This window comes from Specibacter sp. RAF43 (assembly GCF_052114065.1).
GTDB lineage: Bacteria > Actinomycetota > Actinomycetes > Actinomycetales > Micrococcaceae > Specibacter.
The window spans coordinates 23374-41042 of record NZ_JBFREA010000020.1 but is presented as its reverse complement, the minus strand read 5'-3'; the positions used below and the strand labels follow the sequence as shown (position 1 = coordinate 41042).

Sequence of the window (17669 nt, the reverse complement as noted above, 5' to 3'; positions counted from 1 at the left end):
CCGGAGGGTCCCGGGCGCGTGGGCGGCCAGGCGCGTTAGCCGAGCAGCTGCCGCTTGGAGGAGATGACGCCGGTGTTGAACCCGGCCAGGTGCAGGCCGCCGTGGAAGCGGGCGTGCTCGATCTTCACGCAGCGGTCCATCACGACGGTCAGTCCCGCGGCTTCCCCGGCCCGGGCCACGTCCTCATGCCAGGACCCCAACTGAAGCCACAGCGTCTTGGCCCCGATCCCCACGGCCTCCTCCAGCACCCCGGGGAGGTCGTCGTGCTTCCGGAAGACGTCCACAATATCCACCGGCTCCGGTATCTCCGCCAGCGACGCGTACGTGCGCCGGCCCAGGATTTCCTTGACCACGGGGTTGACAAAGTAAACCCGGTAGTTGGTGGACGTGGTGAGGTAGGTGGCGACGAAGTAGGACGCCCGCGACGGTTTGTCCGAGGCCCCCACGATGGCGATCGACCGGGCGCCTTGCAGCACGGCCAATCGATCCACGGCCGAGGGCCCCTGCCAGGCCTTGGCTTCCGGCGACGGGACAACGACGGGTGTTACAGCACGCATGAAGCGGCCTCCTGGCTCTCAACTGGTTCGGTGGCGGACCCTTGGGAGGCCTCAAGCGCCTGGTCCAGATCCCACAGGATGTCTGCCAGGTCCTCCAGCCCCACGGAAATCCGGACCAGGTCCTCGGCGACGCCGGCCGAGTCCAGCTGTTCCGCGCTGAGCTGGCGGTGCGTGGTCGATCCCGGGTGGAGGACGAGTGTGCGCGTATCGCCAATGTTTGCCAGGTGGCTGGCGAGCTGCAGCGATTCGATGAATTTCTGGCCCGCCGCGCGGCCTCCGCGGACTCCGAAGGAGAACACGGATCCGGGCCCCCGGGGAAAGTATCGTTGTGCCCGCTCATGGTGCACGTGCGAGGGCAGCCCCGCATAGTTCACGTAGCTGACGCGATCATCCTGCTCCAGCCATTGCGCCACGGCGGCGGCGTTGCGGAGATGTTCGTCCATGCGTTGCGGCAAGGTCTCCACGCCCTGCAGCAGCTGGAAGGCGGCCAGCGGGCTCAGCGCGGGCCCGATGTCGCGCAACTGTTCGCAGCGCAGCTTGGTCAGGAAGCCGTATTCGCCGAAGTTCTCCCACCAGGAGACGTTCCCGTAGGAGGCCACCGGTTCGGTCATGGTGGGGAAGTTTCCGTTGCCCCAGTTGAACGTGCCGGCCTCCACGATGACGCCGCCCAGGGTGGTGCCGTGGCCGCCCAGGAACTTGGTGGCGGAGTGGATGACGATGTCCGCGCCGTGTTCGATGGGACGCACCAGGTACGGCGTGGACAAGGTGGCGTCCACGACCAGCGGGATGCCGGCGTCGTGCGCCACCGCGGCCAACGCCGCAATGTCGGCGATTTCCCCCGACGGGTTGGCGACGATCTCCGCATAGAGGGCCTTGGTGTTGGGTCGGATGGCCGCGGCGTAGTCCGCCGGATCGGTTCCCGCCACAAACGTCGTATCCACCCCAAAGCGGCGCAGCGTGACGTCGAGCTGGGTCACCGTGCCGCCGTAAAGCTGGGAGGAGGCCACCAGGTGATCCCCGGCGCCCGCCAGCGCGGCGAAGGTGATGAATTCCGCGGACATGCCCGACGCGGTCGCCACGGCCCCGATGCCGCCCTCCAGCGACGCGAGGCGTTCCTCAAACGCGGCCACCGTGGGGTTGCCGATCCGCGAGTAGATGTTGCCGTACTTTTGCAGCGCAAAGAGGCTGGCGGCGTCCTCCGTGTCCTTGAAGACAAAGGAGGACGTCTGGTAGATCGGCACGGCCCGCGCACCGTGTTCGGCGTCGGGGGTTCCCCCGGCGTGCAGGGCGCGGGTACGGAATCCGAAGGAGTGCTCCGCCACTATGCCACCACCAATTCGACGTCGGCCTTGCGTGCGGCCTCGGCCTCGAGCTCGCGGACAATGGGCAGGATGTCCCGGCCGAAGGCCGCGACCTCCTCCTGGAAGTGGAGGTAGCAGGTGAGGAACAAGTTCACGCCGCGCTTCTTGTACTCCACGATGCGCGTGGCAATTTGCTCCGGGGTGCCGATCAGCTGCGTCTTGAAGCCGTCGTTGTACTGGATCAGGTCCTCAAAGGAGGAATCCGCCCACATGCCCTTCCCGTCCTTGGTGGAGGCACCGGCCTCCTGCACCGCGTCCCTGAAGCCCTGCACGGCGGGCTTGTGCGCCTTGGCCACGATCTCACGCAGGGTCTCGCGGGCCTCCTTCTCGCTGTCCCGGGCAATGACGAATCCGTTGAGGCCGAACCGCGGTTTGCGGCCAACGGGCGCCGCTGCGGCGAGGACGCCGTTGATGTTCTCGCTGAAGCCCTCAAGGTCCTTGCCGTTGGAGAAGTACCAGTCCGCGACCCTGCCCGCGGTGGCCTGCGCGGCGGTGGAGTTGCCGCCGAAGAAGATTTCCGGGTGCGCCCGGCCGGGAACGTCCACGGGGCCGGGCTGCAGGGTGAAGCCGTTGATGTTGTAGTACTTCCCTGCCTGGGAGAATTCCTTCTCCGTCCACAGGCCGCGCAGAATCCGGATGAACTCCTCGGTGCGGACGTACCGTTCGTCATGCTCGAGCCACGGCAGCCCGAAGTTCACAAACTCGTCCTTGAGCCACCCGGAGACGATGTTCACCGCGGCGCGGCCGTTGGAGAGGTGGTCCGCGGTGATCATGAATTTGGCCAGCACGCCCGGATGCCACATGCCCGGGTGAACGGCCGCGATGACCTTCAACTTTTCGGTGGCTCCGAGCAGCGCCAAAGAAAAGCTGGTTGCCTCATGCTGCTTGTCCGCGCCGTACGAGGCGGCGTAGCGGGTCTGGGTCAGGGCGTATTCGAAGCCGCTGTTCTCCGCGATGCGCGCCAGCTTCTTGTTGTAGTCAAAGCTCCAGTCCGTGCGCTGTTCGATGGTGCTGACCACCAGGCCGCCGGAAACATTGGGCACCCAGTAAGCGAATTTGAGCGGGGTGGCGAGGTCTGCGTGGTTCTGTGGTGGGGTGCTCATGGGCGTTCCTTCGATTTGTGCGTGGAGATGGCAGCGGCAATGCCGGCTATGGAATCTTCGTTTTGCAGCGACGTGGTGTCCCCCAGCGGGGTCCCCTCGTACAGCTGGGTGAGGAGTCGGCGCATGATCTTCCCGGAGCGTGTCTTGGGGACGTCCGGTACGGCGACGACGGCGGCCGGCTTGGCAATGGGGCCAATCTTGCGGGCCACATGCGCCCGCAACTCCTCGCTGATGTCGGCGCCTGGATTTCGCAGGACCACGAAGGCCACGACGGCGTGCCCCGTCAGCGGGTCGGCCACCGGGGTGACGCCCGCTTCGATCACCAGCGGATGGGAAACCAGGGCCGACTCGATCTCGATGGTGGAGAGCCGGTGACCGGAGATGTTGATGACGTCATCGACGCGGCCCAGGATCCAAATGTTCCCGTCCTCGTCGTAGCGGGCACCGTCGCCGGCCAGAAAGTAGCCTTGCCGGGCGTATTTGCGCCAGTACGAGTCCAGGTAGCGCTGCGGGTTGCCCCAGACGGTGCGCGCCATGGCCGGCCCGGTCCCGTCAACCACAATGAAACCCGGCACGCCGGGCGGCACGTCGGCGCCGCCGTCGTCGACGATCCGCACACTCACCCCCGGCAACGCACGCGACGCGCACCCGGGTTTGAACGCGGCATCGGTTTGCCGCGGGGACAAGACGGTGGCCCCGGTTTCGGACTGCCACCAGGTGTCCACCACGGGGGCCGTCCCGGCGCCCAGCTGCTCCCGCAGCCAGAGCCAGGCCTGCGGATTGATGGCCTCCCCGACGGTGCCGAGCATTCTGATGGAGGAGAGGTCGTGATGGGCCGGGACGCCGTCGGGGAACCAGCCCTTCAGCGAGCGGACAAGCGTGGGGGCCGTGTAGTAGCTGGTGACCCCGTAGCGCTCAATGATCTCAAAATGGCGGCCGGGATGAGGGGTGTTGGGTGTGCCTTCGTAAATGACCTGGGTGGCGCCATTGGACAGCGGGCCGTAAATTTCGTACGTGTGTGCCGTGACCCAGGCCAGGTCCGCGGTGCACCAGTGAACGTCCTTCTCCCGCAACGCCGGATCCGGATTGCTGAAGAGGTATTCGTAGCTATGGGACGCCTGGGTCAGATAGCCGCCGGTGGTATGCACCAGCCCCTTGGGCTGGCCGGTGGTCCCGGAGGTGTACATGATGAACAACGGCGTCTCGGCGTCGAAGTACTCGGCGCTGTGGTCCGGGCCGGCGCTGCCGACGGCGTCGTGCCACCAAATGTCCCGGCCATCGGTCCATTCCACCGGGGACCCGGTGCGCCGGACCACCAGCACATGCTCAATGGAGTTGTCCCCGGCGACGGCGGCGTCGGCGTTGGCCTTCACCGGCACCGCCGCGCCGCGGCGATACTGGCCGTCGGTGGTGACCAGCAGCTTGGCCCCGGTGTCCTCAACCCGGAACTTGAGCGCTTCGGCGGAGAAACCGCCAAAGACCAGCGAGTGGATGGCCCCGATTCGCGCCACGGCCAAGGTGATGATGACCGTTTCGGGAATGACGGGAAGGTAGATGACCACCCGRTCGCCCTTGCCCACTCCGAGCGCTTCAAGCGCGTTCGCGGCCTGGTTGACTTCCCGCTGGAGCTCGGCATAGGTGATGGCGCGCCGGTCCCCCGGCTCGCCCTCAAAGTACAGCGCAACCTTCTGGCCCTTGCCGGCGGTGACGTGCCGATCCACGCAATTGACGGCGGCGTTGAGTTTGCCCCCGGCAAACCACTCGATGGTGGGGACGCGCAGCTCCGCGCCGCTTCCGTCATACGCGGGCTCGAAGGAGTGTGCGGTATGCCACAGCTGGTCCCAGTCCAGCCGGAGGGCCTGTTCCGCCCAGAAGGCCGCCCGGGCCTCCGCAGGGTCCCGAAGAGACGGCGGGGCCGGGGCAAGGGAACTGCCCGACTGCTTGGTTGAACTCATGAAAACACTCCATCGGTCCTGGCGGTAGCAACGTCCTGCTCCCGGTGGCCACGGCCTGGGAATGCAGGGCGGTTGCCGCGGCTTCACTGATCCAGGTCTCTCGGCCGCCCGGGATGGTCACTCTCCACTAGAACCCATGGAGCCCGATTCGCCAAACTTGCTGGTCACAAAAGGTCACTTTGCAGAACAAACCGCCCGTCATGCCACAGTTCGTAACGGAAACTCGTTCACATATGCGGCGCAATGATAGTTTCGAGACGTCTTGGCCATAGTCGCACCCTAGGAGCATTCATGCCGCAGTCAACTGCCGTTGCCACGGCCGGCCCGGCGCCGGCAACGCACCATGGCTTTGCCGACATGGTCGGCGCCGAGGATTTCAAGTCCGCGTTCCGCAATCACCCGGCCGGAGTGTCGGTCATCACCGCCGACGCCGGTGCGGGCCCGGTTGGCCTGACCGCCACGTCAGTGTTCTCCGTCTCCGCAAATCCTCCGCTGCTCGTGTTCTCGCTGTCATCGGCGTCATCGTCGGCGCCGACGCTAAAAAGGGCGGAGACCGTCGTCGTTCACCTGCTCGGCGCCGATCAGCTCGAGCTGGCCAAGAACTTTTGCACCAGCGGGATCGACCGATTCGCCGACCCCTCCATCTGGTCTCGCCTCATCACGGGCGAACCCTACCTCCCCTCGGCCAACGCCTGGATGCGCGGGCGGATCGTGAACCAGATGGAGGCCGGCGATTCCACCGTGGTGGCCGTTCAGGTGCTCCAGGTCAATCTGCCCTCCGAAGCCGCCCGGAACGCACAGGCGTCGCGGCCACTGGTGTATCACAACCGCACGTGGCACTCCCTGAGCAGGTCCTCCGTCGTCGCCTGAGCCCTAGCGCCCGGCGGCCCGCGGCCGGCGTGCAAGCTTTTGCTGCAGCGCCTTGTTTTCCGCCTCCAACTCCAGCACCAGGCGGATGCCCACCAGGTTGAGCCCGTCCGCCAGAAGATCGGCGATCCGCCGCAGGGTCGTGAGGTCGTTTTCGCTGTACTGGCGCGTGCCGCCTCCGGTGCGCCCGGGCTCCAGGAGGCCCCTGCGTTCATAGAGGCGAAGATTTTGCTGGCCCATCCCCACGAGCTCGGCCGCGACGGAGATCGCGTAGATGCCCCGCGCCAGTGGATCTTGGGCCGCCACGAGCCATTCCCTCCTTGATGTTGCGAACGTGATGCCGCGAAAAATTTCCCTTGCACCAGTATGGCAAGCGTGTTATAAAAAATCTATACCCGCTGAGACAGATTATGGCGGGGATGGCAGCAACTGAAACTGTGAAGGAGTGAGAAAGCCATGTTGATGCGTACAGACCCGTTCCGCGAACTCGACAGACTCGCCCAGCAGGTTCTGGGGACTCCGGCCCGCCCGGCAGCCATGGCCATGGATGCGTGGCGTGACGGGGACGTCTTCCACGTCGAATTTGACCTGCCCGGCATCAGCCCCGACTCGATCGATCTGGACGTTGAACGCAACGTCGTTACGGTCCGGGCCGAGCGTGGCGAGCTCGACGGCGACGTGGAGATGCTCGCGGCGGAACGGCCCCGCGGCGTATTTAGCCGACAGCTGGTCCTCGGCGACAACGTCGACACCGGGCACATCGAGGCCAGCTACGAGTCCGGCGTGCTGAAGCTGCGCATCCCGGTGGCCGAAAAGGCCAAGCCGCGCAAGATCACGATCACCGGCAAGACCGAGAACCGGCAGTCCATCAACGCCTGACGCGAACGGACAGGGAGTTCTTTGTGGCGGTCCCCGGCCAGCGCGCSGGGGACCGCCACATCCCCAGCAGGCACAGTTGCCGCGCCAGGCCCGGCACTGCCGGCCGCGACGGAGGAGGACGACGTGACGGACGCGCCGGACTTTTATGCGATCTTGAAAATCAACCCGGACGCCACGGCTGATGAGGTGTCGCGCGCTTACAGATCTCTCCTGCGCCGCCACCACCCCGACACCCGAGCGGAAGCGGACACGGCCGCGGCGGCAGCCGATGCGGCTGCGCGGCTTCAGGAAGTCATGGACGCCTACAGCGTCCTCGGCGACCCGGCCAGAAGAATCCAATACGACCGGGGGCGCCGCCCGCGCGGCACCGCCCCCATCCTGCAGCGGCCCACCCGGCAGGGGTCCGCCGGGCCCGCGCCGCTGCGGGGACAGCCCCTGATCGTCGGCCCACTGCAGTGGGAACCCCCACCCGGGAGGCGAAACTAGATGAGTGCCTGGCGTCGATACGACTCTCTGCTCCTGCCCCAGTTCCACGAACGCTTTGAGCGGCGGTGGGGCAAGGGCACCGCACCGTTCCTGGATCCGGAAGTCCACGAACAACCCATGCCCCGGGCCCAATGGATCAACGTCGACACGGGAGCCGCCTTGGCCGTTGTCCCCATGTGGAGCGACGACGACCAGCACCGCTCCTTCGCCGTCTTCTACCTCCCCCCGGCAGGTGATATCTGGCTCCTGCGTCCCGGCGTCACCGACTACCTCGAAGCCCGGCACGGGGAAAACATCACATTGCGCAACGACGCCTTTAAGAAAGCCGTGGACCACGCCAAGGCGTTCATCTTCGGCCCCGAAAGCCAATAGTCAATGCCGGCCGGTGGCACGCAGCGGCCGCGCACACCTAAAATAGTGCCACGAATTCTTGATCCGGTTCCGGCTGTAGTTCAGGGAGGGGTGATCCCCAATGGATAAGCGAATCGCAATGGCCAGCCCCATCTGGTGCGAGACCTGCGGGAGTGATGAATTCATCCTGATCGAAAAGGCACGCTGGTATCGACGCCGTGGTGAGGGCATGTGGGACATCGACTACACCTGCACGAATTGTGACAGCTTTTACGGGCACGTGGTCAGGGAAGCGGATACCACCGCCGCCCTCATCGCGGCGATGAATGCCGCCAGATAGACGGTAGGCCACAGGCGGCAGGTCAGTGAAGGGTGTCCGGGAATTCCAGCTCGAATCAGCCCCGGAGGCGGTACGGTGGTGGATACGCGCACCGGATCCGGCTCGGCTGCGCCCACTATCGGCATCATTCATCTCTCGAAGCGGAGCCAACATGGAACTCGGCGCTTTCTCGGTCAGCCTCGCCGTCAAGGACATCGCGGCTTCGGCCGCATTCTACGAAAAGCTGGGATTTGCCAGGCACGGCGGTGACCTCGCGCAGAACTGGCTGATTCTCAAGAACGGTGAGGCCGTCATCGGCCTCTTCCAGGGAATGTTCGAAAAGAACGCACTGACCTTCAACCCCGGCTGGAATCAGGACGCACAGGCACTTGACACCTATACCGACGTTCGCGAGCTCCAGCGAGAACTTAAGGCCGAGGGGCTGGCTTTCGCGACCGAGGCCGACGAAGACACAACGGGGCCGGCCAGCTTTATCGTCGTGGATCCGGACGGCAACCCGGTCATCGTCGATCAACACCTCTAGGTTTGTTACGGCGAATTCGCCGCAACGCATGTTTGACACAGGGTGCAACACTTAGTGCATGGATCTGGAGGTGTCGGAGGAACTCACCATCCCTGCATCGGAACTGGGCTGGAGATTCTCGCGTTCGTCCGGGCCCGGCGGCCAGCACGTGAACACCTCAGATAGTCGCGTCGAGCTCTCGTGGAGCGTTGCCGATTCAGCCGTGCTTACGGAGGGACAGCGGATGATGTTGACCGCCCGTCTTGGCCGTCGGCTCATCACCGGCGTGGTCACCGTGATCGCCGCCGAGCGGCGCTCCCAGCTGCGCAATCGCGAGATCGCCTTGGGCAAGCTCGCCAAGCTCCTCGCCGCCGGTCTTGCTCCCGCCGCGGCGCAACGCCGCCCGACCCGGCCCACCCGGGGCTCGGACCGGCGCCGCCTTGCCGCCAAGCTCCAGCGGTCGGAAACGAAGCGGCAACGCCGGCGGCCGTCCATCGAGTAACAGCCAGCCTCCGGTCCAGCCGGCCTGGCCAGAGGCCAGGGCCGGCTGGAACGGCTACCTACCTGTGCATGGCCGGAGTGCCGGGGGAAGCGGCCCCCTGTTTGCGGCGGCGGTAGAGGAGGGCCGTCGCCACCGCACCGGCCACCAGGACCACCGCGCAGGCCAGGTACGCGCTCGAGTAACCTTCCACGAGGGCGTCCAGATTGGCGTCGCCGGCATTGAGCGAGGACACTGTTACCCCCGCGACCAAGGTGTTCAGCACCGCGAGTCCAATGGAGCCGCCGAGTTGCTGTGAGGCATTGACGGCGGCCGACGCCGCCCCGGCGTCGTGCTGGTCAACGCCAAGCGTCCCCGTGCTCAGTGCCGTTGAGATGACGGCGCCGAGGCCGACGGCGACAACAAACATCGGAACCGCCACCTGCAGGACATAACCACTGGCAACAGGGGCGAACATAAGCAACGCCGAGCCGACAGCGGAAAATATCATGCCCGCCGGCACCAGCACTTTGGCCCCAAGTTTCGGCAGGAGAACCGACGTCGAAACCATCGCGGAGATCATGATGCCCAGGCAGAGCGGCAGCACAGCCAGGCCGGTCTGCAGCGGCGTGAATCCCAGAACGATCTGCAGGAAGTACACAAGGTACAGGTTCACACCGAAGATCACGGCGCCGGCAACAAAGATGGCCAACAGCGACGCCCCGCGATCTCGATGGAGAATGATCGGCAGCGAGAGCAGGGGTGCCTGTCCCCTGCGTTGACTGAGGACGAAAATCACGAGGAGGACGACGCCAACGGCCAACAGGCCCCACGTGCGAATGCCATCAAAACCATGCTCCTCAGCGTTTGCGAAGCCGGAGACGAGAGCGAAGAACCCGAGTGTCGCGAAGACCGCGCCCGCAACATCGAGCCTGGTCCCCCGCTCGCGCCTTGTCCTGGCGATCGCAATCCAACCCACCACGAAGGCGACGGCGGCAAAGACAATATTCACGTAGAGCGTCCAGCGCCAGGTCAGGAACTCGGTGAGGACTCCCCCGAGCAGGAGCCCCACGGCGCCACCGGCGCCGGCAAGTGCCCCGTAGATCCCAAAGGCCCTTCCACGTTCCCGCGGATCCGTGAAGGTGGTGGTGAGCAGCGACAGTGCGGCGGGGGCCAGGAGCGCCGCGAAAATCCCCTGGAGCACACGGGCGGCCAGCAGCACCGCAATCGTGGGGGCCGCGCCTCCGAGGGCCGAGGCCACGGCGAAGCCCGCAAGTCCGACAAGGAAGACCTGCTTGCGGCCCAGCAGATCGGCAATCCGACCGCCCAGGAGCAGCAGTCCGCCAAATGACAGCGCGTAGGCGGTGATCACCCAGGGCCGGAGTGAGTCCGAAAAGTTGAGGTCCATTTGGGCACTGGGCAGCGCCACGTTCATGATGGTGGCATCAAGGACCACCATCAGCTGGGACAGGCCGATGGCGAGCATGGACCACCAGCGAAGGACTGTCCGCCCAGGGGCGGCCACCTCCTGATGGGGAGCTGGTGCTTCTTGCGTTGTTGTAGCAGTATTCATAAACCTTGCCTCTTGCGAACAGTGAATCCATTCCGGCGGAATAGCTGTTCCGCTAGTCTATCCCATCGCGGAACAACTGTTCCGCAACGGGTTGCTGCACGCTACAATGAGGTAGACAACAAGCTACGGAAAGCACACTACGAATGACACCGCCCTCGCCCGTCGACACCCAGGCACCGCGTCGGCCGGCTCCGAAGGCCGCCTCCGGCGACGCCTCCGGGACAGTTATTCCCGCCAGGGAACCCCGAAGCACGCGCGAAGAGCACTTGCGCCGAACGGCCCACGATCTCTTTTCGAAAGCCGGGCTGGGCGTGCCGCTTGCCGAGATCGCGAAGGCCGCGGGCATGGGCGTGGCAACCCTTTACCGCCGATACCGCGATAAGGACATTCTGATCCTTGACGTTTACCGTGAGCATATGGCGGACGGCGAGCGGTTCGCCCTGACCGCCAACAGCTTCGACAATCCCTGGGAAGGCATCGAGTATTTTCTGCGGAGCTCCACGGACCAGCTCATGTCGGACCGCGGGATGCGCGAACTTGTCCTGGGCGGCTATATAGGAGGGGCCGGCTGGGCCCGCAGCTCCACGCACGAGGAACTCATCCGCGCACTTGATGCCATGGAAGTCACAGTGACCTCTCAACTGGAAGTGCTCGTCAGGCGTGCCAAGGCCGCAAAGGTGGTGCGCCCCGACTTCCGCCACACGGACCTGCGCCTCATGACAGCCATGGCCCACGCGGTCTTGCCCGTTGGCGCAACAGGGAAGACCGAGATGGGCCGGCGCGCCCTCCAGCTGCTCATCGAGGGTATTCGGCCACCCGTCCCTTTGCCGTAGGCTACGCCGCCAGGACGGCCGCGCTGTACCCCGGCAGAAAGAGTCCGCCGGCTGCGTCGTCCGGCACGAGCCGGACACCGCCGTCGGTGGCAAGGAGGAGGGTGGCTCCGCGGACGGGGACCATACGGGCGGCGGCGGAGAAGTTGAGCGCGACCTCCACGGCGCCGCGGCGGAGAACCAGCCATTGGCCATCTTCGCTGAACTGGACCGTGGAGTCGCCAAAGCCGGGCTCTCGCAGCTCCGGGGTTGCCCGGCGCAGGCGGATCAGTCGCCGGTACAGCTCCAGGAGCCGCGCATGGTCGCCGACGGCGGCCTCGGACCAGTCGAGCTTGGACCGGTTGAAGGTCTGCGGGTCCTGCGGATCGGGGACGAGGGCGGGATCCCAGCCCATCCGCTCGAACTCCTTGAGACGGCCCGCGGCGGTGGCGTTGCCAAGTTCCGGTTCGGGGTGGGAGGTAAAGAACTGCCACGGCGTGCTTGCACCGTATTCCTCCCCCATGAACAGCATGGGTGTGAAAGGGGAGGTCAGGGTGGCGACGGCGGCAACGGCCAGTTGCCCGTAGCCGAGCGACTGCGACAACCTGTCGCCGCGGGCACGGTTGCCGATCTGGTCATGGTTCTGGCTGCACACAACCAGCGCGGCCGGGTGCACCAGGGCCGGGTTGATGGGGCGGCCGTGATGTCGTCCACGGAAACTGGAGTAGCTTCCGTCATGCAGGAAGCCGCATTCAAGCACCTTGGCCAGGGCCGCGATGGACGTGAAGTCCTTATAGTAGCCGGTGGCCTCACCGCTGACGTTGGCGTGCACGGCGTGGTGGAAGTCGTCGCTCCATTGCCCCGCGAGACCATAGCCGTTCGCTTCCCGCGGGTAGAGCAGCCGCGGATTGTTCAGATCCGATTCCGCGATCAGGGTGACCACACGGCCGGTTTCGGCGGATAGGGTGGCGGCCAGGGCGCCGAATTCCTCGAGCAGGTGCACGGCCCGCTCATCCTTGAACGCATGAACGGCGTCGAGCCGCAGCCCGTCCACATGGTAGTCGCGCAGCCACATGGCGGYGTTCTGCAGTATGTAGGCGCGAACGGTGTCCGAGCCGGCGCCATCCAGGTTGATGGCGTCGCCCCACGTGCTGCCCTCCCCCGATTTGAGGTACGGCCCGAAACGGGGCAGATAGTTGCCGCTGGGGCCCAAATGGTTGTAGACGACATCCTGGATGACGCCGATCCCGGCACCGTGGGCGGCATCGACGAACCGTTGGTAGGCGGCGGGCCCCCCGTAGCCCTCGTGCACGGTGTACCAGAGGACGCCGTCGTATCCCCAGTTGTGGGTGCCGTTGAAGCCGTTGACCGGCAGCAGCTCCACGAAGTCGATGCCGAGCCGCACCAGGTGGTCCAACTTGCCGATCGCGGCGTCCAGGGTGCCCTCGGGCGTGAACGTGCCCAGGTGCAGCTCGTAGATGACCGCCCCGGCCAGTTCGCGGCCAGGCCACTGCCCGTCCGCCCATGCGTGGGCCGCCGGGTCGAACGTCCGGGAGAGAGCGTGGACCCCGTGGGGCTGGCGCCGGGACCGGGGATCCGGCAACGGCGTGCCGTCGCCGTCCACGAGGTAGCCGTAGTCAGCATCTCCCCGCGTTGGGGTTCCGGCCGCCGTCCACCATCCCCCATGGCCCGGCGGATCCCCGGTGCGGCGGCTCATGGCGTAGCGGTGCCCTCCGGCCAGAAGCGTGACCGCCCCCGCATTGGGCGCCCAGACGTCGAAGCGTTCGCTTGCTTGTGCGTGCCGAGTCATCACAGCCTCCGTTCAGCCAACGTGGTTTACCCCCGATCCGGAGGGCACCAACAGGGCAACGGGATAGCTGCCCAGGATTGCTCCCACGGGCACCTCGCCCGGGCCGAAGCTCCGGCCCGTCAGCTCATCCGCCACCTCCGCCCCCAACAGGATCCTCGTGTCCAGCCAGCCGCCTTTTTGCTCCAAGCCGCGGGGCAGCCGCGTAGCCAGCGTCAGGGCGCCCGTGCCCCGATCCCCGCCCCGGTCAAACGCGAGCAGGTGTATGGCCGACGCGCCGGCGGCCATCACCGGGGCGTAGCCGGCGAACAACTCCGGCCGGTCACGGCGCAGCCGCAGCGCCCGGGAGGTCACCAGCAATTTCGCCGCGTCCGTCCGGTACGACGCCGGGCGCTCGCCGGCGTCCAGTGACGCAAGCGTGCGCCGGCGGGCCGCAAAGTCGACCGGTCTGCGGTTGTCCGGGTCCGTCAGCGACCGATCATGGAACTCGGTGCCTTGATAGACATCCGGCACCCCGGGCATGGTCAATTGCACCAGCTTCGCCGCCAACGCGTTGGCGGCACCATAGGGTTCCAAAAGTGCAAGCAGCGACCCCAGCTCCGCGCGGACCGCCGCGTTGTCGAAGGCGGCGTCGACGGCGGCAGCGAGTTGCTCCTCGAAGACCGGGTCCGGGTCGGTCCAGTTCGTCGAGTTGCCGGCCTCCCGGGCGGCCTTCCGGGCGAAGGACTGCAGCCGCCCCCGCTCCGCCGGCCACACCCCGGCGACGGCCTGCCACAGGAGGTTGGCCAGCGGCCCGTCCGGCAGCGGCACGAGTTCCTGCAGTCGGTTCAGGGCGCGTGACCATTCCGGGGCCAGCTCGGCAAGGACGGAGATCCGGGCCCGGGTGTCCTCGCTGCGCTTGGTGTCGTGGGTGCTCAGCGTCGTCATGGACAGCGGATTTTGGGCCTGCCGGCGACTCATGCGGGCGTGGAATTCCTCCGGCGTGATGGCGAATTCGGTGGGGTCGGCCCCCACCTCGGTGAGGCTGCCCAGGCGTGTGTAGCGGAAGAACGCGGTGTCCTCCACGCCCTTGGCCATGACCATGCCGGAGGTCTGCTGAAAGCGGCGGCCGAGCTCGGCCCCGGCTTCCGTCCCGGCCTCCAGCAGGAGCGGGAGCAACAGGTTCACGGCGGTCTCCAGCTCCGGGCGGCGGCGGACCACCCGCTCGCAGGCCCCGCGCAGGACGTCCCGGCCCGCCGGCAGGTAGGTGCGGTACACCGGGAAGGCGGCCATGATTTCCGCCATCGCCTCGGCGGACTGGTCCACGCTGAGCGCGGCACCGGCCGGCACCAGGCGGGCCAGCCGCAGCACCTCCGAGTGCAAGATGCCGTCCGTGATCCGCCGCTTGGTCTCGTGGATCAGCTCCGCATAGTCGGGCGCTTCGCCGCCATGCAGCGTGGCATCGAGGGCATCCAGCCCCGCCTGGCCGCCGGCGTCGACGAAGACCCGGTCCACGTCCGCGAGGGCCTCGTAACCGGTGGTTCCCTCGCAAGCGAAGGCCGCCGGGAGGGACTCCCCCGGCTCGAGAATCTTTTCGATCAGCAGGTAGCTGCCACCAGTGGCCGCGCGCAACCGGTGCAGGTAGTCGGCCGGGTGGGCCAGGCCGTCGGGATGGTCGATCCGCAGGCCGTCAACCAAGCCCGCCCGGAACCAGCGGAGGATCTCCGCGTGGGCCTCGTCGAACACGTCGGGGATTTCCACCCGGATGCCGGCCAGGGAGTTCACGGCGAAGAAGCGCCGGTAGTTCAGGTCGTTGTCGGCACGGCGCCAGCCGATCAGCTCGTAGTGCTGGCGGTCGTGGACCCGGCGCGGATCGTCGCCGTCGGCATAGCTGCCCTCGGCGAGCGGGAAGCGGTGGTCGTAGTAGCACAGCGCCCCGTCCCTGATCTCAAGGGCGTCCACATCCGAGTCCGCCCCCAGGACGGGGATTCGCACGCGGCCATGGCCGGCGTCCCAGTCGACATCAAACGCCCGGGCATAGGGGGACGCCCGACCCATCCGCAAAAGCGACCACCACCAGGGGTTCGAGGCCGGGGTGGCCACCCCCACATGGTTGGGGACGATGTCGACGAGGATTCCAAGCCCTGCCTCGCGCGCGGCCGTGGAAACGGCCAACAGTCCGTCGGGTCCTCCGCGTTCCGGGTCGACGGCGGAGGGGTCGGTGACGTCGTAGCCGTGGGCGGAGCCCCGTTCGGCCGTGAGGATGGGCGAAAGGTAGAGCCAGTCGACGCCGAGCGACTTGAGGTAGGGCACGGTTTCGGCGGCGTCCGCAAGTGTGAAATCCGCCCGGATCTGCAGTCGGTAGGTGGAGACGGGAGTCCTCACGAGGAGGCGGCCTTTGCGGCGCTGGCGGCTGCGGCTCCCGTCTGGGCCTTGACCATTTCGTCGTAGGCCTCCTCGTCGGCGGCCATGGCGGCCAGAGAAGCGGCGGCCGAGTAGTCCACGGCCTCTTCGGGGCCCGAATACGCACGGAGCACGACGAGGGACTGGGCCGCGAGTTTCACGACGGAGCCGGCCTTGAGCGGCGCGAAGTCCCCGCGGTCGGCGGTGTCCACCATGATTTCCCAGAACGGTGAATACTCCTCGGGCGGGAGTTGGAAGTCCATGCTGTCCCCGTGGGCATTGAAGCCCAGGAGAAAGCTGTCGTCGGTGATCCGCCGGCCCCGGGCGTCTTGTTCCCGAATGCCGTCCCCGTTGTAGAACACGCCGATGGACCGGCCGAACCCGCTGCCCCAATCATCGGGGAGCATTTCGGTGCCGTCCGGTTTGAGCCAGACGATGTCCGGCAGCTTCTCGCCCTCGCCGCGGCGCACCGGCCGGCCGTCGAAGAAGCGGCTGCGGCGAAATGTCGGATGATCGCGGCGGATCTTGTTGACAACCGCGGTGAACTCCACCAGCGGCTCGTCCATTGCCTCCCATTGCACCCAGCTGAGCTCGGAATCCTGGCAGTAGGTGTTGTTATTGCCCTGCTGGGTGCGGCCGAGCTCGTCGCCGTGCAGGAGCATCGGGACTCCCTGCGAGAGCAGGAGTGTGGCGATGAAGTTGCGCTGTTGGCGGGCGCGCACGGTTAGGACGGCGTCGTCGTCGGAATCGCCTTCCACGCCGCAGTTCCAGGAGCGGTTGTGCGACTCGCCGTCGTTGTTGTCTTCGCCGTTGGCCTCATTGTGTTTTTCGTTATAGGACACAAGATCGCGCAGGGTGAAGCCGTCGTGCGCCGTGACGAAGTTGATCGACGCCACCGGACGCCGGCTGGAGCTCTCGTAGAGGTCCGCCGAACCGGTCAGTCGAGAGGCGAACTCACCGAGGGTGGACGGTTCCCCGCGCCAAAAGTCACGGACGGTATCACGATATTTGCCGTTCCATTCCGTCCACTGTGGCGGGAAGTTGCCCACCTGGTAGCCGCCCGGTCCCACGTCCCACGGCTCGGCAATGAGCTTGACCTGGGAGACGATCGGGTCCTGCTGGATGAGTTCAAAGAAGGTGGAGAGTTTGTCGACGTCGTAGAACTCGCGGGCCAGGGTGGAGGCGAGATCGAACCGGAACCCGTCGACGTGCATTTCCGTGACCCAGTAGCGCAGCGAGTCCATGAGCAGCTGCAGGGAGTGGGGGTGCCGAACGTTGAGCGAGTTCCCGGTTCCGGTGTAGTCCATGTAGTGCTTCAGGTCGTCGTCGACCAGGCGGTAGTAGGCTGCGTTGTCAATGCCCTTGAAGGACAAGGTGGGGCCCAGGTGGTTGCCCTCGGCCGTGTGGTTGTACACCACATCGAGGATCACCTCGATGCCTGCCCGGTGCAGGTCCCGGACCATGGCCTTGAATTCCTGGACCTGATGCCCGAAGTCCCCGGCGGAGCTGTACGTGTTTTGGGGGGCGAAAAAGCCAATGGTGTTGTATCCCCAATAATTGTTCAGACCCTTCTCCACGAGCGTGCCGTCGTTGATGAACTGGTGGACGGGCATGAGCTCCACCGCAGTGATGCCGAGCTTGTTGAAATGCTCGATCACGGCGGGGTGGGCGACGCCGGCGTACGTACCGCGCTGATCCTCCGGGACCTCCGGGTGCAGCGCGGTCAAGCCCTTGACATGGGCCTCGTAGATGACCGTCTCGTGGTACGGGATGCGCAGCTGGCGGTCACCGTCCCAATCGAAGAACGGGTTGATGACTACGCCGTGCATCGTGTGCGCGGCCGAGTCGGTGTCATTGCGGGAGTCCGGATCGCCGAATTGGTACGAAAAGAGCGCAGGGTCCCAGTCAATCTGGCCCTGGATGCACTTCGCATACGGGTCGAGGAGGAGCTTGTTGGCGTTGAATCGTTGGCCGTGTTCGGGCTCATAGGATCCATGCACGCGGTAGCCGTATTTCTGCCCCGGCTGGACCTGGGGCAGATAGCAGTGCCAAACATACCCGTCCACTTCGGTGACCTCGATGCGGGTTTCGGTCAGGTCGTCCGCAAGGAGGCACAGTTCCACCCTCTCCGCGCGCTCGCTGAACAGGGAAAAGTTGGTGCCGGTACCGTCAAAGGATGCTCCCAAGGGGTAGGCGCTTCCGGGCCAAACTTCCATGCG

At 66.2% G+C, this 17669-nt stretch carries 17 protein-coding genes; 8 read left to right on the top strand and 9 right to left on the bottom strand.

Annotated features, from left to right (window positions below):
• Window positions 1-35: 35 nt before the first annotated feature.
• Genes AB4Y80_RS11900 through acs form a run of 4 tightly spaced genes read right to left on the bottom strand, consistent with a single transcriptional unit; the run spans window position 36 to window position 4976 of the window.
• A complete protein-coding gene (locus tag AB4Y80_RS11900; protein WP_442214370.1) occupies window positions 36-557 on the bottom strand; it encodes a CoA-binding protein in 522 nt (173 codons plus the stop codon).
• Complete coding sequence (locus AB4Y80_RS11895; RefSeq protein WP_442214368.1) at window positions 545-1879, bottom strand: O-acetylhomoserine aminocarboxypropyltransferase/cysteine synthase family protein; 1335 nt, start codon at window positions 1877-1879, stop codon at window positions 545-547. The genes AB4Y80_RS11900 and AB4Y80_RS11895 overlap by 13 nt, the downstream gene beginning before the upstream one ends.
• Window positions 1879-3021 (bottom strand): dimethylsulfone monooxygenase SfnG, encoded by a 1143-nt coding sequence (sfnG, locus tag AB4Y80_RS11890; protein WP_442214366.1) that lies wholly within the window; start codon window positions 3019-3021, stop codon window positions 1879-1881. Before sfnG ends, AB4Y80_RS11895 begins: the two co-directional genes overlap by 1 nt.
• On the bottom strand, window positions 3018-4976 hold the full coding sequence (gene acs, locus AB4Y80_RS11885; RefSeq protein ID WP_442214365.1) for an acetate--CoA ligase: 1959 nt from the start codon (window positions 4974-4976) through the stop codon (window positions 3018-3020). Before acs ends, sfnG begins: the two co-directional genes overlap by 4 nt.
• A gap of 291 nt (window positions 4977-5267) precedes the next feature.
• On the opposite strand from acs, the gene AB4Y80_RS11880 reads away from it, so the two are divergent.
• Window positions 5268-5846 (top strand): flavin reductase family protein, encoded by a 579-nt coding sequence (locus tag AB4Y80_RS11880; RefSeq protein ID WP_442214364.1) that lies wholly within the window; start codon window positions 5268-5270, stop codon window positions 5844-5846.
• 3 nt (window positions 5847-5849) lie between these two features.
• Here the strand turns inward: AB4Y80_RS11880 and AB4Y80_RS11875 are convergent, their stop codons facing one another.
• On the bottom strand, window positions 5850-6149 hold the full coding sequence (locus AB4Y80_RS11875) for a MerR family transcriptional regulator (RefSeq protein ID WP_442214363.1): 300 nt from the start codon (window positions 6147-6149) through the stop codon (window positions 5850-5852).
• A gap of 150 nt (window positions 6150-6299) precedes the next feature.
• Between AB4Y80_RS11875 and AB4Y80_RS11870 the strand changes: the two genes are divergently transcribed.
• The 6 genes from AB4Y80_RS11870 to arfB all read left to right on the top strand — a co-directional run bounded on the left by AB4Y80_RS11870 (window position 6300) and on the right by arfB (window position 8903).
• Window positions 6300-6722, top strand: coding sequence for an Hsp20/alpha crystallin family protein (locus AB4Y80_RS11870; protein WP_442214362.1), 423 nt, complete (start codon window positions 6300-6302; stop codon window positions 6720-6722).
• Between the two features lie 123 nt (window positions 6723-6845).
• Window positions 6846-7208, top strand: coding sequence for a J domain-containing protein (locus AB4Y80_RS11865; protein WP_442214361.1), 363 nt, complete (start codon window positions 6846-6848; stop codon window positions 7206-7208).
• The gene (locus tag AB4Y80_RS11860) at window positions 7209-7580 is read left to right on the top strand and encodes a hypothetical protein (RefSeq protein WP_442214360.1); all 372 of its coding nucleotides are present in this window, start codon (window positions 7209-7211) and stop codon (window positions 7578-7580) included.
• A gap of 118 nt (window positions 7581-7698) precedes the next feature.
• Window positions 7699-7899 (top strand): hypothetical protein, encoded by a 201-nt coding sequence (locus tag AB4Y80_RS11855; RefSeq protein WP_442214358.1) that lies wholly within the window; start codon window positions 7699-7701, stop codon window positions 7897-7899.
• A gap of 151 nt (window positions 7900-8050) precedes the next feature.
• Window positions 8051-8422: a VOC family protein gene (locus tag AB4Y80_RS11850; protein WP_442214357.1), complete on the top strand. Its 372-nt coding sequence runs from the start codon at window positions 8051-8053 to the stop codon at window positions 8420-8422.
• A gap of 58 nt (window positions 8423-8480) precedes the next feature.
• Window positions 8481-8903: an alternative ribosome rescue aminoacyl-tRNA hydrolase ArfB gene (gene arfB, locus AB4Y80_RS11845; RefSeq protein WP_442214356.1), complete on the top strand. Its 423-nt coding sequence runs from the start codon at window positions 8481-8483 to the stop codon at window positions 8901-8903.
• A gap of 58 nt (window positions 8904-8961) precedes the next feature.
• On the opposite strand, the gene AB4Y80_RS11840 is transcribed toward arfB, so the two are convergent.
• Window positions 8962-10452, bottom strand: coding sequence for an MFS transporter (locus AB4Y80_RS11840; protein ID WP_442214355.1), 1491 nt, complete (start codon window positions 10450-10452; stop codon window positions 8962-8964).
• 143 nt (window positions 10453-10595) lie between these two features.
• Between AB4Y80_RS11840 and AB4Y80_RS11835 the strand changes: the two genes are divergently transcribed.
• The gene (locus tag AB4Y80_RS11835; RefSeq protein WP_442214354.1) at window positions 10596-11285 is read left to right on the top strand and encodes a TetR/AcrR family transcriptional regulator; all 690 of its coding nucleotides are present in this window, start codon (window positions 10596-10598) and stop codon (window positions 11283-11285) included.
• A gap of 1 nt (window position 11286) precedes the next feature.
• Here the strand turns inward: AB4Y80_RS11835 and treZ are convergent, their stop codons facing one another.
• Genes treZ through glgX form a run of 3 tightly spaced genes read right to left on the bottom strand, consistent with a single transcriptional unit; the run spans window position 11287 to window position 17666 of the window.
• Window positions 11287-13071: a malto-oligosyltrehalose trehalohydrolase gene (gene treZ / locus AB4Y80_RS11830; protein WP_442214353.1), complete on the bottom strand. Its 1785-nt coding sequence runs from the start codon at window positions 13069-13071 to the stop codon at window positions 11287-11289.
• 12 nt (window positions 13072-13083) lie between these two features.
• A complete protein-coding gene (treY, locus tag AB4Y80_RS11825) occupies window positions 13084-15432 on the bottom strand; it encodes a malto-oligosyltrehalose synthase (protein ID WP_442214352.1) in 2349 nt (782 codons plus the stop codon).
• Window positions 15429-17666 (bottom strand): glycogen debranching protein GlgX, encoded by a 2238-nt coding sequence (gene glgX / locus AB4Y80_RS11820; RefSeq protein WP_442214351.1) that lies wholly within the window; start codon window positions 17664-17666, stop codon window positions 15429-15431. The genes treY and glgX overlap by 4 nt, the downstream gene beginning before the upstream one ends.
• Window positions 17667-17669: the final 3 nt, after the last annotated feature.

Excerpts from the sequence above, each read along its gene's own strand:
- glgX (WP_442214351.1), bottom strand. The coding sequence starts at position 17,666 with ATGGAAGTTTGGCCCGGAAGCGCCTACCCCTTGGGAGCATCCTTTGAC.
- sfnG (WP_442214366.1), bottom strand. The coding sequence starts at position 3,021 with ATGAGCACCCCACCACAGAACCACGCAGACCTCGCCACCCCGCTCAAA.
- AB4Y80_RS11850 (WP_442214357.1), top strand. The coding sequence starts at position 8,051 with ATGGAACTCGGCGCTTTCTCGGTCAGCCTCGCCGTCAAGGACATCGCG.
- AB4Y80_RS11840 (WP_442214355.1), bottom strand. The coding sequence starts at position 10,452 with ATGAATACTGCTACAACAACGCAAGAAGCACCAGCTCCCCATCAGGAG.
- AB4Y80_RS11855 (WP_442214358.1), top strand. The coding sequence starts at position 7,699 with ATGGCCAGCCCCATCTGGTGCGAGACCTGCGGGAGTGATGAATTCATC.
- AB4Y80_RS11835 (WP_442214354.1), top strand. The coding sequence starts at position 10,596 with ATGACACCGCCCTCGCCCGTCGACACCCAGGCACCGCGTCGGCCGGCT.
- AB4Y80_RS11880 (WP_442214364.1), top strand. The coding sequence starts at position 5,268 with ATGCCGCAGTCAACTGCCGTTGCCACGGCCGGCCCGGCGCCGGCAACG.
- AB4Y80_RS11860 (WP_442214360.1), top strand. The coding sequence starts at position 7,209 with ATGAGTGCCTGGCGTCGATACGACTCTCTGCTCCTGCCCCAGTTCCAC.
- arfB (WP_442214356.1), top strand. The coding sequence starts at position 8,481 with ATGGATCTGGAGGTGTCGGAGGAACTCACCATCCCTGCATCGGAACTG.
- AB4Y80_RS11870 (WP_442214362.1), top strand. The coding sequence starts at position 6,300 with ATGTTGATGCGTACAGACCCGTTCCGCGAACTCGACAGACTCGCCCAG.
- AB4Y80_RS11900 (WP_442214370.1), bottom strand. The coding sequence starts at position 557 with ATGCGTGCTGTAACACCCGTCGTTGTCCCGTCGCCGGAAGCCAAGGCC.